Source organism: Pseudomonas entomophila (assembly GCF_029193575.1).
GTDB classification, from domain to species: Bacteria; Pseudomonadota; Gammaproteobacteria; order Pseudomonadales; family Pseudomonadaceae; genus Aquipseudomonas; species Aquipseudomonas entomophila_G.
Genome location: NZ_JARGCS010000037.1, coordinates 1 through 14,197, shown reverse-complemented (window position 1 = coordinate 14,197; position 14,197 = coordinate 1). Strand labels below are relative to the sequence as shown.

Below are 14,197 nucleotides of genomic sequence, written 5' to 3'. Positions count from 1 at the left end.
CACAAACTGGAAACCGACATGGATCTAGGCATCAAAGGCCGTTGGGCCATCGTCTGCGCCGCCAGCCAGGGCCTGGGCCTGGGCTGCGCCGAAGCGCTGGCCAACGAAGGTGTGAACCTGGTGATCAACGCCCGAGGCGCGCAGACGCTGGAGCAGGCCGCCACGCAACTGCGTACGACCTTCCCGGCCATCGAGGTGCGCACGGTGGTCGGCGACGTGGCCACCGCCGAAGTGCGCCAGGCGCTGCTGGCCGCCGCCCCGCAGGTCGACATCCTGGTCAACAACGCCGGCGGCCCGCCGCCCGGCGACTTCCGCGACTGGGACCGGGAAGACTGGCTCAAGGCGCTGGACGCCAACATGCTGACGCCCATCGAGCTGATCAAGGCAGTGGTCGATGGCATGGCCGAGCGCGGCTTCGGGCGGGTGGTGAATATCACTTCCGGGGCGGTGAAGGCACCGATCGATGCACTGGGTTTGTCCAACGGTGCGCGTAGCGGCCTCACCGGGTTCATCGCCGGGCTCGCGCGCCAGCGGCGCCTGGCTGGGCGTAATGTGACGCTGAACAACCTGCTGCCAGGGGCGTTCGACACGGCGCGGTTGCAGAAGACGCTACAGGCGGCCAGCCAGGCCAGCGGCGACATCGAGGCGACCACCCAGGCGCGGCGCCAGGCGATTCCGGCGGCGCGCTTCGGCAGTGCGCAGGAGTTCGGGGCGTATTGCGCGTTCCTGTGCAGTGCGCATGCGGGGTATGTGACGGGGCAGAACCTGTTGATCGATGGCGGGGCGTATCCGGGGACGTTCTGATCCGGTTACGGCGGCGACCCATCGCGGGACGCCGCCGTCCTCGAGACACAGAGCCTAACGAACCGCGCGCAGACGCCAGCCCAAAACGAAAACAGCCCCACCCAGTACCACCAGCAACCCCACCAGCACCTGCGCATACCGCGCCACCAGCGCCTGGAACCCCATCACCTGCCGCAACACCTGCACATCCGCCTTGCCATCGGCATGCACGATGCTGATGCCGCCCTGCTTGATCTGCGAGTAGTCCGCGTCGAAATACACCCACACCTTGCACGCCCCGCCCGGGGTGATGGTGGGAATATCGATAAGGTTGGTGGTCGCTTCGGGAATGCGATCGTTGCCGGCATCGTCGCGCACCTGCACCAGGCCACGGGCCGGCAGGCGGATGTGCACGTCCTTGACTGGTGTGTCGCCATGGTTGTGCAGGCTGATCACCAGCCCGGTGCGGTGGTCCACCAGCCCCGCCTCGAATGGCTTGGCGAACAGTTGCAGGTACGGCGCCTGGGCGAGGTTGACCAGCTTGTCGACCTGCTCATGGCCCAACGCGCCCTGGGCGATGGCCTCGATACCGGCGTGCAGGCGCTCGTACTTGAGCTGGTCGTTGGCCTGGCTGATGCGCTCGCTGAACTGGCTGGGGTAGGTCAGGTATTCGTAGGACAGGTGCGCCTCGAGCTTGGCGTCGTCCTTCCACAGCGCATGCAGCGCGAACCCGGCGGCAACGACGACCAGCACGCCCGCAAGGGCTTTACCGACTTTTTCCCAACTCACCTTGGCGGTTCCTTGTTTCGCGTCAGGGGTGAAAGACCGGGGCCAAGCGTGCCAAGTTAATCGGGCCGAGGCAAGCACAGGGCGGTGGCTCAACCCACTTCCCAGAGTTTCATGTGCACTTCCCCTTCGAGACCGTCGGACAGGCACACCTGAACGTTTTGCTGGGTCCAGAACGGCACCGCCTCGAACCAGTATGCCCACTGTTTATCCAGTGCCTGTTCGGCATCGCTGCAACTGAACACCAGTTGCAGGCGACGCACACCCTGGCCCGTCGCCGCCTCCAGCTTGCTCCGGTCACGGACGAGCTTGTCTCGCCATTTGTCGAGGGTGTAGCCATGCACCAGGGCCACTTCGACCAACCAGTAATCACCGTTTTCGCCACGCACCCCCAGGTCGGCGAGGGCCGCGATCTCGTAAAAGCCGATCACTTTCCTGTAGGCCGGCTTGGGATGGCAGTCGAACCCACGCGCGGTAAAGGCGTCGAACAACTCCCAATTCAACCACTCCTCGAACGAGTAACCGGTACCGGCAAAACGAGTGATGGTGCGTGCCCTCGAGGCAAAGTGCTCACGCAAGACGTTGGCAAATCGCTGAATATCCAAGGTAGCGCCCTGCTGGGTGAATGATTCGATCATGCCTCGCATCCGAGGACGTTCTCAGTGAAGCGGTGCCCCTCAATAACCTTCCATGAACAACATCGCCTCGAGTTCGCGCAGCGTGTACTGCTGATCGGCCTGCGCGTTGATCGCATCGAGCATCTTCTGACCGAGCGCATTGGCGTCCAACTGCGCCCGCCAGCAGGCGTAGCCGTTGCGCCAACGCACGCGGGTGGCGCGGGGCCGCGTGCCGCCTCGCCCGGTGACACGCCCCAGGGCCGGGTAACGGCTCTGGAACTGAAGCAGTTCGTCATCGCTCATGACCGCTTCGGCGATCGACACGAAGGCGGTGGCCACGCGCGAGTCGAAAATCAGGAAGTCCGAGGGGTAGAACATGGCGTAGAGCTTGGTCCAGGCGCTGTTCATGCTCGCGGGTTGGTGGCGGTTCATTTTGGCTGCCAAGCCAAGATTCCCGACCACCACGTCAGGATCGCTCGTGGGTACGCGAACGCCACCCCAACCGCAGATCGCGTCAAACAGCGTGTAGATCTGGGCCTTATGCCGCTGCATGTCGGAGGCATAGCGGCAGGCGTCGCTGACGTACCCACTCAATTTCGCGGCATTGATCTTGTAGTTGTCGTGCACGCCGGGCCAGAAGTAGGCGTCGAGGCGTTTCTGCAAACCAGTCACGGGCTGCGGGGGATGAAGCCGACGGTGTTTGCGGTCGTGAATCTGAAATGGCTGCTGCGCCAGGTACCAGGCCATTCGCGCCTCAAGACCGAGGTTGGCCGGCCAAGGTGCGGGCGGAGTCATCGCCGGAGCCGCGCCCAGGTACTCGTCGTCCTCAGTCAGAGCGAACACTTGGTAACACCCGCGCTCCAGCCTGACATATCGCGGCGCACGACCGGCGCGGACATTAAAGCCGGTGCCCTGCTCATGATTGCTGAACTCAGAGCGAATGGTCTTGTCGCTATAGAAATCGAACCCGACGCGAAAGCACTCGCTCCCCTCACGCAGCACTTTGCGCTGTACCGTGAGCAGGTCGGTCGCTCGCAGCGTCCTGGGCAGTTGCCCCTGCTCGATCTCCAACACGATGGATTCATACAACGTCACGCGGCAACTCCTTTACCGGCAGGTCTAGGCCACGCCCCGCAGGATGGCCTTTAGGAAATAGTATCAAATTGATACTACACGCGCTCCCTCCCGTCGCTACCTGTGGAGCAGCACCGGCACCGACGCCACCAACATCGCCACCCCGGACAACGTCAGCAGCCCGAGCACCACGCGGCGGAAGGCCAGCTCGCTGATCCCCAGGTACACCCGCGTGCCCAACAAGGTCGGCAGGGCCATCGCCAGCGCCACCACGCCCAGCGATGGCAGCAGCTCGGCGCCCACCAGCCCGGTACCGAGGTAGGTGAGCAGGGTGACCATGAGCATCGACAGGTTGAAGTTCTGGATCACCGCGCGCTGGGTATCACGGTCGAAGCCACGCAGGGTGCACCATAGGGTCGGCACGGTGCCGGTGAAACCGCCGATGCCCCCCAGCGCCCCACCGACCAGCCCCACCGCGCCATCGGCCAGGCGCCCGGCCCGCAGGCGCGGCAAGCGCAGCGCCAGCAGCATCAACGGGCACCACAGCACCAGCAGCGTGCCGAACACGGCCTTGAACCAGAGCATGTCCAGTGGAGGTTTGCAACACCAGCACCATGTCCGGACAGGGCACCAGGTACACCGCGATTCAATGCACCGATGAACAACTCAAGATTCGCCATATCCGCCTCTGCGCCGGCTGAACAACAGGTGCGAAACAGCTTACCGAGGGTGGCGCGTGGACGCGTTGCGTAGTGCGCTACACAAGCACGATTTATTGGCATATCGCGCCAATCATTACCTCCATTAACTCGAAAGATGCCAATCATGAAACTCGATAACCTCGACCGTCGCATCCTCGCCGCGCGATGGCCGCCTGACCAACGTGCAACTGGCCGAGGAAGTCGGCCTGTCGCCCTCCCCCTGTCTGCGCCGCGTGCGCCTGCTGGAAGAGGCAGGGTTGATCCGTGGCTACCATGCCCAGCTCGACCGCGATGGCATCGGCTTGGGCTTGACGGTGTTCGTCGGGGTGAAGGTGGAGCGGCACAGCGATGCGTCGTCCACCGCGTTTCGCCAGGCGGTGATCGAACTGAACGAGGTGGTGTCTTGCCATCTGGTGTCGGGGGAGTCGGACTTTCTGTTGCAGGTCGTAGTGCCGGACTTGCGCGCGTATGAGCGGTTTCTGATGGAGGCGCTGTTGAAGTTGCCGGGCGTGAGTGATATCCGCAGCAATTTCGCGATCGCAGCGGTGAAAGAGCAGTCCGGGTTGCCCCTGGGGCATTTGCCGCAGGCGGCGGGTGGCGTTGCTGGTTGAATAAGTGTGGTGGTTATGCCGACCCTGCCCCGCGATAGGGCCGGCATGCCCCCTTGTATCAGGCGAACCGCTCAACCTGCGCCGGCGTGCGCCGCATCAACACCTTGCCCCCCCGCACCGACACCAGCGCATGCCCCTGGCTGCGCACCATCTCGTAGTCATCCGGCGCCGACAGCACCAGCAGGTTCGCAGGTCGCCCAACCTCCAGACCGTAACGCTCACCCAGGTTCAGCGTGCGCGCGCTGTTGTCGGTGATCAGGTCCAGCGAACGTTGAATGTCCTCGTAACCCAGCATGTGGCAGATATGCAGCCCCGCCTCGAGGATGCGCAGGATATTACCGTTGCCCAACGGGTACCACGGGTCGACGATCGAGTCCTGGCCGAAGCACACGTTCAACCCCGCGCGGTCCAGCTCGGCCACCCGCGTCACACCCCGACGCTTGGGGAAGTTGTCGAAGCGCCCCTGCAAATGGATGCTCTCGGTCGGGCACGACACGAAGTTGATGCCTGACAGTTTCAGCAGGCGGAACAGCTTGTAGCAGTAGGCGTTGTCGTAGGAGCCCATGGCCACGGTATGGCTGGCGGTGACCCGCGCGCCCATGCCACGCACCCGCGCCTCCTCGGCCAGCACTTCGAGGAAACGCGACTGCGCGTCGTCGGTCTCGTCGCAGTGCACGTCCACCAGGCAGCCGGTGCGCTCGGCCAGGTCCATGAGGAACTTCACCGAGGCCACGCCTTGGTCGCGGGTGTTCTCGAAATGCGGGATGCCGCCGACCACGTCGGCGCCGATGGCCACCGCCTCGGTCATCAACGCGCGGCCATTGGCGTAGGACTCGATGCCCTCCTGGGGAAAGGCGACGATCTGCAAGTCGACCAGGTGGCGCACCTCCTCGCGCACCTCGACCATGGCCTTGAGCGCGGTCAGGCTCGGGTCGGTGACGTCGACGTGGGTGCGCACGAACTGGATGCCATGGTCCACCAACATGCCAATGGTCTTCTTCGCGCGGACCTTGATGTCTTCGTGGGTGGTCAGCGCCTTGCGCTCGGCCCAGCACTCGATGCCCTCGAACAGGGTGCCGCTCATGTTCCAGCGCGGCTCGCCGGCCGTGAGGGTGGCGTCGAGATGGATGTGCGGCTCGATGAAGGGAGGAATCACCAGGTTCTGCGCGGCGTCGATATCGTCGGCGCTGGCGGGCGTGGCCGGGCCGGCTTGCAGGTCGATGGCGGCGATGCGCTCGCCGTGCAGCGCGATGCGGTACAGGCCTTCCTTGCCGCGCAGGCGTGCGTTGATGACGTTCATGGGTCTACTCCTTGCCGTGGATTTCGGTCATGCGCCAGATCAGCAGCGCGACCGCAGCGTTCATGCGAAACAGCGGGTCATCGAGCGATTGTCCGCTCAACTGCTCGATGCGGCGCATGCGTTGATTGATGGTATTACGGTGCAGCCCCAGGCGCTGCCCAGCCTTGCCGCCATTGCCGTTTTCCTTGAGCAGGGCGTCGAGGGTGTGCAGCAGGGCGTGGGGGTGCTTGCGCCCGTGTTCGATCAGCGGGCCGAGGGTCTGGGCGACGAAGGTGTCGATCAGCGAGCGGTCGGCGATGCCCTGCAACAGGCGCAGCACACCGAGTTCGCCGAAGTCGCACAGCCCGCTGGCCGGGCGTAGGTATTGGGCCACTTCCAGGGCCTGGCGCGCCTCATTCAGCGCCTGGCGGTAGTGGGCGCAGTCTTCGGCCAGGGTCGACAGGCCCATGAACAGGCCCATCTCCCCCACCGCCTCGCGCAGTTGGCGGTACAGGCCCGCCAGTGTCGGGCGCAGGTCGGCGGTGTCGGCCAGCAGCAGGACGAACAGGTCGCCCGGCAACTGCGCCAGCACCGCGCCCGGCACGTCACGGCACCAGGCTTCGAGGTGGTCCTCCAGCGCCTGGCGGGTGCCTTGCCAGACGCGCTCGGCCTGGGCCGGGCCATGCCGCTCGAACACTCCGTCGAGCGCCGACAGACGCAGCGCCACCAAGCGCCGTGGCGCGTCCAGCTCAAGCTGCAGGTGCGCCGCGCGCTGGCGGGCAATGGCCAGGCTCGGGTAGTCGCCGGTCAGCAACTGGCCAAGGATGTCGTGACGCGAACGGCGCACCTGGCTCATCTGCACCAACGCCGTGCCGATCAGGTGGGTGACCACCACCATCTTCAGCGCGTAGGGCTGCTCGATCAGCGGCAGACCGAGCTGCTCGGCGCGGGCGATCACCGCCGGCGGGATGCGCTGGATGAACGTGCCACCGGTGAGGATCACCAGCCCGGCGATGCCGATGGCGTCGCCGTCGTCCACCAGGCTCAGCAGGTTGGCCTCGCCGCGCGGGTGGTTGATGCCGGTGACGAACACCAGCTCGCCGCCCATCACCCACTCGGCGATGCCCTCGTTCTCCGCCACGTAGGGCCAGCGCACGCGCCGCTGCAGGTTGCGCGCACCGGCGCGCACGGCCATCTCCTCCAGGCCCGGCAGGCGCAGCAGCGCGTCCAGTGCCAGGCTCACGGCTCGACCTGTGCCTGGGCCTGGGCGCGACGGGCAGTCAATTGCACCAACAGGCTGTAGCACAGCGCCGAGGCGCCGATGCCCACCAGCGGTGCGACCCACGGCGAACTGTAGGCCAGCACCGCACCCACGGCGTAGGCGAACAGCCCGACTCGGTTGTAGCGCGGCAGGCTGACCGAGGCCAGCGCCGGGTACTTGCCACGGTGGCGGTACCAGAAGTCGGCCATGATCACCCCACCCACTGGCGGAATGATCGAGCCCAGCAGCACCAGGAACGGAATCAGCCACTCGTACATGCCACCGATGGCCAGCACGATGCCGACGCCCGCCGCTGCCAGGGTGGCGGTGCGCCGGCGTTCGCTGCGCAGCAGGTGGCAGGTGGCGGCGGCGACGTTGTAGATGGTCGGGCCCTGGATGGTCCAAAGGTTCAGGCACAGCATCACCACCGCGGCGAACGACAGGCCCTGGAGGATCATCACCTCGACGATGTCGGCCTGCTGGTAGACCATCGCGCACCAAGCACCGGCCACCACCATCAGCCCGTTGCCAATCAGGAATGCCACCACGCTGGCCGTCACCGCCACCCGGCCACTGCGCGACAGGCGCGTCCAATTGGTGGCCTGGGTGGCGCCGCTGGCGAAGGTGCCGAAGACCATGGTCACCGCCGCCGAGAAGCTCAGCGCCTCGTGCGGCACCACCGCCATCAACCCGGCGAAGCCCCCGGCATCGCGGGTGGCGATGACCATCGACAGCACCAGTAGCACGAACATCAGCGGCACCGACACCCGCGACAGCCAGTCCAGGCCCTTGAAGCCGATGATCGCGGTGATGCTGAAGCCCAGCCCGAACAGCACCATCAACGGCACGGTGAAGCCCTCGGCCAGGCCCAACAGCTTGACCAGCACGATCGCCACCGTCGCCGTGCCCCAGGCGTACCAGCCAAGCTCGGCGAAGCCCAGCAAGAAGTCGGACAACCGGCTGCCGGCCTCGCCGAAGCAGAAGCGGCCCATCAACACGGTGTTCAGCCCGCTGCGCGAGGCGATGAAGGCCAGCGCCGCGGCATAGGCGGCCAGCAGGGTGTTACCGACGGTGGCGACCCACAGCATGTCGACGAAGTTGAACGCCATACCGAGCTTGCCGCCGGCGAACATGGTGCCTGTGAAGAAAGTGAAGCTGAACAGCACCATCGCAATGGGCAGCAGGCCCTTGCGGGCGTGCTGGGGGGCTTCGCTGAGGGGGAATTCGCCGGGTGAGCTCATTTTCGGGGGTGCTCCAGGTTGGGGTGGGCCTGGGAGAGCAAGATGTGGGCCGGTTTAGCCTAGGCGAGAAATGCGGGAAAAGCGGGCAAGGCTGATATCGATGATTGTGCAATATGCACTGTTATCTGGAATGGATGATGATCAAGGTGTGCGAAATGACTCAACTTGAAGCAGAGGCGCACCAAATCGGAACACTGATGGCCTCATCGCGGGGCAAGCCCGCTCAGGTAAACCGGCGCCAATGAGAACTGTGGTGTACCTGTAGGAGCGGGCTCGCCCCGCGATGGGGCCGGCAAAAACACCACAAAACGCCGCGCTGCGTCAGGCACCACGCCTGACAGCCCGATAAAGCCGCCAAACCTCCGGCAATGCGCTGCTGGGGCGCTCGGCCTGCGTCCAGATGCGCTCAAGTTGAGCGGTCGAAACGGACTGCGCGTCAATCCACAGCCCCGCCTCGATCGACTTGGCACGCTCGGCGAAGAGCGCTTGGCCCAATGCCAGCGACAGCTCCTGCTGCTCTGTGGTCACGTCCATGTAGCGCTCGTGCTGGGTTTGAAATTTATCCTTGTAGCGAAGCCGTACCACGGTCACGACACCCTGGTTCATCGACCCGGTGCGGGCCCGCTGCTGTTGCACCGTGAACGCCTGGGCAACCTCACGAAGCCGTGCGTTGTCCTCGTCAACCTCATGCAGCACACCTTTGTAGCTGTCACCGGAGCTACCTAAGGCATAGTAGTTCTCGATCGGAATATAGACAGTCGCCAACCTGGTCGATTCTGCCTCGCGGCAGTCCGACGGGGTGCGAATCACGCACAGGTCATTGACCAATAGAAAAGGCGCAGGCATGACCTTCAACTCGGTCAATTCCTCCCCCGTGTTCTCGACGACCAGCCGTTTGGCAGGAAAGGTGAGGCTGTCATCGGTCTTCAGGTACACCTTCAACGCAGGCTGTTGCAGTCGCTCCTGCAACCTCAAGGCCTCGCTGCGGCGCTTGTCCAGTTCGAGAATGCACTTCACGTAGATGTCGTAGTTCTTCTCATGCGCCGAGAGCAAGCCAGACTCAACGCCATAGGCGAAGATGTTCGAACGCTGCTCGGCCGACAACTCACCGTTTGTCTTCTGGGCTTCTTCACTGATCTTCGCACCGAGCGCATTGGAAATCTGCAGGCCACCGCCGCATCGGCCCATTTCCTGCGTTTCAGGGGTGCCATGGGCCATCGTGTCGGCGGCGTTGTAGCTTGCACAGCCACTCAGCAAGCTTGCGATCAGTAGCGTGGGAAGGGCTTTCATCATTCCTCCTGGAGGCGGTGCGTGCTGGCTTGCCGGCATTAACCATTGAGAAGGGTTGCGGCAGCAGGCTTGGATCCAATTCGAGACGGGCTTTTCGCACAAAACAAGATTGATGTCAAAATGCCTGAACCCCCTCCCGAATCAGACGATGACCATGTTTTTCAATAGGATGATTGAGCGCCTCTGGCCAAACGAGCCGTGGTGGAGAAAGTCGTATCGGATTGCGACCTACCTAAGCTTCTGCATGCTCGTTCATGTGCTGGCGACGAAGAACTTCCTGGCAGGCCACCCGTACACTCTGCCGATTGGCGCTTTCGCATCTGCCGGCTTCTGCGTGTGGCTATGGCCCAAGATCCGCGACGCGTGGCTGCACAAGCTGACCCAACCCTTCAAGGGCCTGATTCACGCAGGCATCGCCCTGGCCAGTTACCTGCTCGCGCGCATCGTCGTCGGGGAGATCCTGCAATTGCCGGCCAAGGACTTCGAGGGCACGGTCGCGCTCGTGGCGATCTACCTCTGCCCCTGCATCTACCTGCTGCTCATGGCCATTGCTTGCGTGGGTACGGCCTCGGTGGCGCTGGTAACCGCAGGCACGCTGGTGATCCTCAACAGCACGCCACTGCGCATGGCCTCGGGCCTGATCGGTGGACGGTTGCTGGGCATCGCCTTCTTCACGCGCGACCTGCCTGAGCAAAGCAAGACGGTGAATACGCTATTGGCCCACGTTCTCGGCGCAATGGCCACCGGGGTGGCCATCGCGACCTGCCACGACCTGGCACAGGCCGCGTTGTTGAAAAACCCGCAACTCGTCAAGCGCATCGCCTACCATCTCGACTACCAGCACGCGCGCAACTACCCCGGCATCCGCCAGGGCCCGCGTGTCGTGCTGCATGATAACGGGGTTGTTTCGTATGCAACCCTTTCGCAGGGGCGCGTCGAGATCAAGGTGGATATGGTTGCCGTTCCAACGGCGCCAAGCGCCTGAGCATCACCCTTCTGCCCTGCGTACCCGTCTCAGGAATCTCTGCATGCCCTACCCCATCGAACAGAAACTCGTCGTCGGCGTCGCCTCCAGCGCCCTGTTCGACCTGACTGTGTCCGACACCCTCTACCAGACCGAGGGCGTCGAAGCCTACCGCCTGCACCAGGAGGAAAACCTCGACACGCCCTTCCCCAAGGGCGTGGCCTTCCCGTTCATCCGCCGCTTCCTGAGCATCAACAAGGCCTTCCCCGACCAGTTGCCGGTGGAAGTGGTGCTGCTCTCGCGCAACTCGCCCGAGACCGGCTTGCGGGTGTTCCGCTCGATCGACCACTACGGCCTGGACATCACCCGCGCCGCCTTTATGTCCGGCCGCTCGCCGTATGAATACATTCCCGCGTTCAATGCCTCGCTGTTCCTCAGCGCCCATGAACAGGACGTGCAGCGCGCCATCGACGCCAACTACCCCGCCGGCCTGGTGCTGCCCACGCGCATCTACGACGACGAGATCGACACCGAGCTGCGCGTGGCCTTCGACTTCGACGGCGTGATCGCCGACGACGAGGCCGAGAGCGTGTACAAGCAAAGCCACAACCTCGACGACTTCCAGGCCCACGAACGCGAACGCCAGGCCATCCCCCACCAGCCCGGGCCGTTGGCCGACCTGTACCGCAAGCTGTCGCTGATCCGCACCCTGGAAGACCGCAAGCTCGCCGAAGACCCGGATTACCAGCGCATCCTGCGCATCGCCATCGTCACCGCGCGCAATGCCCCGTCCCATGAGCGGGTGGTGACCACCTTGAAGAACTGGGGCGTGTCGCCGGACGAGTCGTTCTTCCTCGGCGGCATGGAAAAGGACCGGGTGCTGTCGATTCTCAAGCCGCACATGTTCTTCGACGACCAGCGCAGCCACCTGGCCTCGGCGGCGGGGGACCTGCCGATGGTGCATGTGCCGTTCGGGGTGGCCAACAAAGCGCGGTAACTCCGCGCCCACAAAAAATGCCGCTTCCTTGCGGAGGCGGCATTCGTGGTGCGCTAGCCGGGGCTCAATGCCCCTGCGCCGGCCCGTCGTCTTTTTGCTGCGGTAACTGCCCATCGATCATCGCCTTGGCCATCCCGCTCATGTAGTGGGTGGCGCGCATCAGCACCTTGGCGTCCTTGGGCCGCTCCAGCGCCTGATGGGTGAGCGCCATGATGCATCCGAGCATCACCGACGTTTCCATCAGGACTTCCTGCGTCGGCAGGCCCGACACCGCTTGCACCCAGGTACGCGGCACGCCCTTGCGCGCCCGCCCGACCACGCTCACCACCTTGAGCCCTGAAGTGTTGTTCGGTTGATCGTCCTTGCTCATGCGCTTTCCTCTTATTGCCTGAGTACACAGGGCAGGCCCACCTTGTTTCAGCGCCCCTGCCCTGCACGATTGAAACGGGGAAGCCCGTCGCTCAACACCCCGGGGCCGAACCGACCAACCCGCGCGAACCCCACGCGGGTTTCTGCCCGTGACCCGACCGGCCTCGGCAGTGAAGAACGACGAGCGAGCCGAGACTAGAACGGGCTCGGCACGCACTACAACCGGGGGACAGGGGGAAATTGCCCCTTTAGGAAATGCCCTACACAGGCATAGGAAACGTCCGTCAAATTCCCAGAAAATATCGCTCGAAGGTGATCGTAGCGCCCCACCCGAGGCGGACTGCCTGAGCGGGGCGGCAAAGGGTTACTGGCGCATGGTGTGGATCATCAGCCCTTGGTTCATGTCTTGGGCCAGTGCCTTGGCCATGCCGCTGAGGTAGCGCACGGCGGTCAGCAGCGTGGGGACTTCGTCCACCTCGTCCAGCGCCAGGTCGCAGAGGCTGTGCACGGTGCACATCAGCACGGTGGCCTGCTCCACCGCATGGGGCAGCGGGTGGCCCTTGACCACACGGAACAGCGGGTTCTCGAGGCCGGCGCGGTCGTTGCCGCCGAAGCAGCCGACGCCGAGGGTGGTGAGCTCGGGGATGGTGGGGGTTTGCGAATCCTTGTCCATAGTGCTTCTCCTGCGGCTCCACCCAGGGCGGAGCCTGGTTGGGGGTGGAGTCAGTGACGAGATTGGACCTGGCTCAGGGCCTGTTCGACCAGCGTGCGGGCGCTGTCGATTTCGTGCATCGAGGCCAGGGTGAGGATCTGGCCTGGGGGTTTAGTGTGAAAGTGGACGGATTGCTGTGCGACGGTCAGGGCGCAGATCAGGTATTCGGCGATCTGGACCAGGAGGTCTTCGAGGGTTTGGAGGGGTGGGTCGGGGACGATTTTTAGCATGGCGCACTCCTTCATCGGATGAAACCGCCAACTGCTGCTGTCAAACAGGAAGGTGGCAGCGGTACGTGGGTTGACAGACCGAGGATGAAGGAACTCGGCGCACACGAGGTGCCCCACGTACAGCCGCCATAAGGGCAGGCACGTGCGATCCTTCATCCATCAGCTACGGTCTGTCAAAACCGGTCGCTGGGTTAGCAACGACTTGGCGAGACTAGGGTGCTGGGGGAGCAGGTGCAATGGCCTACGGGGCGGCGGGAGTATGTTTGGGAAAGGTCCTACAGGGAATAGAGAAATTCTGATTACGTTCGGTGGGCTGCCCATGAATCGATCATCCAGGTCTGCAAGTCAATGAGCCCTTGATCATTGAGTTTGAGATGTAATCGCTTGAGCATCTGATCAAAAACCGGGACTGTCAGATTTTTTGTGTGCGGGCCGGTAAACCCGCCGCCTCAAGCTAGGCTCTGTCTGAAATCCCAAGAAACTCAAATGTGGCCCTGGAATAGCTTGGGTTCTGTACATTCGCCGACCATCTACGGAAAGGAATTCTGTGATGGCAAAGCGGTACGAACTTTCGGATGAAGCGTGGGCAGTGGTCGCTGATCTCTTTACGGCAGTCCACGTCAGGGGCCGGCCGCGCAGCAGTGATCGCTTGATGCTCGATGGTGTGCTCTGGGTGCTCTGCTCAGGAGCAGCCTGGCGAGATATGCCCGAGCGTTTCGGATCTTGGGCGACGGTCTATCACCGCTTCCGAGTCTGGCGAAACCGCGGAACATTCGATCAGATGCTCAGGCGATTGCACCTCAGACTCAATGACAAAGGCTTGATCGATCCCCACACCTGGATGATTGATTCGACCGCTATGAGAGCAACCCGTGCTTCGTCTGGAGCGCGGAAAAAAGGGGGCCTGACGAGCCTGCCGATCACGCTCTAGGCCGCAGCCGTGGCGGCCTGACAACCAAAATCCACATGCTCTGCGACGCCAACGGGATACCGTTGCGCTTCCTTCTCTCTGGTGGTCAAGCCAGTGACATCAGCTACGCACAACCACTGTTGGACGAGGTCGGCATTCCATCGAGCCAACGTGGCCGCCCGCGCAAGCGCTGTAAATGGCTGCTTGCCGATAAGGGCTACGACGCCGAAGCGCTACGCCGCTACTGCGACCAATATCGAATGCAACCCGTCATCCCGCTGCGCTCGATGAAGCGCAAGCCCAAGCCTGGCTTGCCCAGACTGTTCGACCGGCCCAAATACCGACAGCGCAACATCATCGAACGCATGTTTG

Annotated in this window: 14 protein-coding genes and 3 pseudogenes; 5 read left to right on the top strand and 12 right to left on the bottom strand. The window is 63.7% G+C overall.

Annotation, left to right across the window (positions count from 1 at the left end; all coding sequences use genetic code 11):
* Positions 1-18 precede the first annotated feature (18 nt).
* Positions 19-804 carry an SDR family oxidoreductase gene (locus P0Y43_RS18490; RefSeq protein ID WP_275638700.1) on the top strand — a complete coding sequence of 262 codons (786 nt, stop codon included), beginning with the start codon at positions 19-21 and terminating at the stop codon, positions 802-804.
* Positions 805-858: 54 nt separating this feature from the next.
* Here the strand turns inward: P0Y43_RS18490 and P0Y43_RS18485 are convergent, their stop codons facing one another.
* The 4 genes from P0Y43_RS18485 to P0Y43_RS18470 all read right to left on the bottom strand — a co-directional run bounded on the left by P0Y43_RS18485 (position 859) and on the right by P0Y43_RS18470 (position 3,845).
* Complete coding sequence (locus tag P0Y43_RS18485) at positions 859-1,572, bottom strand: hypothetical protein (protein WP_275638699.1); 714 nt, start codon at positions 1,570-1,572, stop codon at positions 859-861.
* 89 nt (positions 1,573-1,661) lie between these two features.
* Positions 1,662-2,207 (bottom strand): hypothetical protein, encoded by a 546-nt coding sequence (locus tag P0Y43_RS18480; protein WP_275638698.1) that lies wholly within the window; start codon positions 2,205-2,207, stop codon positions 1,662-1,664.
* A gap of 39 nt (positions 2,208-2,246) precedes the next feature.
* Complete coding sequence (locus tag P0Y43_RS18475; RefSeq protein ID WP_275638697.1) at positions 2,247-3,281, bottom strand: hypothetical protein; 1,035 nt, start codon at positions 3,279-3,281, stop codon at positions 2,247-2,249.
* Between the two features lie 96 nt (positions 3,282-3,377).
* Positions 3,378-3,845, bottom strand: coding sequence for a TSUP family transporter (locus P0Y43_RS18470; RefSeq protein ID WP_275638696.1), 468 nt, complete (start codon positions 3,843-3,845; stop codon positions 3,378-3,380).
* A gap of 240 nt (positions 3,846-4,085) precedes the next feature.
* Between P0Y43_RS18470 and P0Y43_RS18465 the strand changes: the two are divergent.
* Positions 4,086-4,572 (top strand): annotated as a pseudogene (locus P0Y43_RS18465) (Lrp/AsnC family transcriptional regulator).
* 58 nt (positions 4,573-4,630) lie between these two features.
* Here P0Y43_RS18465 and codA read toward each other — a convergent pair.
* The 4 genes from codA to P0Y43_RS18445 form a co-directional block, all read right to left on the bottom strand.
* Complete coding sequence (gene codA / locus P0Y43_RS18460) at positions 4,631-5,872, bottom strand: cytosine deaminase (protein WP_275638695.1); 1,242 nt, start codon at positions 5,870-5,872, stop codon at positions 4,631-4,633.
* Positions 5,873-5,876: 4 nt separating this feature from the next.
* A complete protein-coding gene (locus P0Y43_RS18455) occupies positions 5,877-7,094 on the bottom strand; it encodes a PucR family transcriptional regulator (RefSeq protein ID WP_275638694.1) in 1,218 nt (405 codons plus the stop codon).
* On the bottom strand, positions 7,091-8,353 hold the full coding sequence (gene codB, locus P0Y43_RS18450) for a cytosine permease (RefSeq protein WP_275638693.1): 1,263 nt from the start codon (positions 8,351-8,353) through the stop codon (positions 7,091-7,093). Before codB ends, P0Y43_RS18455 begins: the two co-directional genes overlap by 4 nt.
* Positions 8,354-8,674: 321 nt before the next feature.
* Entirely contained in the window at positions 8,675-9,643 is a 969-nt protein-coding gene (locus P0Y43_RS18445; RefSeq protein WP_275638692.1) for a hypothetical protein, read from the bottom strand.
* 148 nt (positions 9,644-9,791) lie between these two features.
* On the opposite strand from P0Y43_RS18445, the gene P0Y43_RS18440 reads away from it, so the two are divergent.
* Entirely contained in the window at positions 9,792-10,628 is an 837-nt protein-coding gene (locus P0Y43_RS18440; protein WP_275638691.1) for a hypothetical protein, read from the top strand.
* Positions 10,629-10,671: 43 nt separating this feature from the next.
* Positions 10,672-11,604 (top strand): 5'-nucleotidase, encoded by a 933-nt coding sequence (locus tag P0Y43_RS18435; protein ID WP_275638690.1) that lies wholly within the window; start codon positions 10,672-10,674, stop codon positions 11,602-11,604.
* Between the two features lie 64 nt (positions 11,605-11,668).
* On the opposite strand, the gene P0Y43_RS18430 is transcribed toward P0Y43_RS18435, so the two are convergent.
* The 4 genes and pseudogenes from P0Y43_RS18430 to P0Y43_RS18415 form a co-directional block, all read right to left on the bottom strand.
* A complete protein-coding gene (locus P0Y43_RS18430; RefSeq protein ID WP_275638689.1) occupies positions 11,669-11,974 on the bottom strand; it encodes a DUF3077 domain-containing protein in 306 nt (101 codons plus the stop codon).
* A 363-nt stretch (positions 11,975-12,337) separates the two neighbouring features.
* On the bottom strand, positions 12,338-12,646 hold the full coding sequence (locus P0Y43_RS18425; protein ID WP_275638688.1) for a DUF3077 domain-containing protein: 309 nt from the start codon (positions 12,644-12,646) through the stop codon (positions 12,338-12,340).
* Between the two features lie 50 nt (positions 12,647-12,696).
* Positions 12,697-12,915 (bottom strand): hypothetical protein, encoded by a 219-nt coding sequence (locus tag P0Y43_RS18420; protein WP_275638687.1) that lies wholly within the window; start codon positions 12,913-12,915, stop codon positions 12,697-12,699.
* A gap of 302 nt (positions 12,916-13,217) precedes the next feature.
* Positions 13,218-13,316 (bottom strand): annotated as a pseudogene (locus tag P0Y43_RS18415) (IS5/IS1182 family transposase); the annotation flags it as partial.
* Between the two features lie 149 nt (positions 13,317-13,465).
* On the opposite strand from P0Y43_RS18415, the pseudogene P0Y43_RS18410 reads away from it, so the two are divergent.
* A pseudogene (locus tag P0Y43_RS18410) lies at positions 13,466-14,197 on the top strand (IS5 family transposase); the annotation flags it as partial.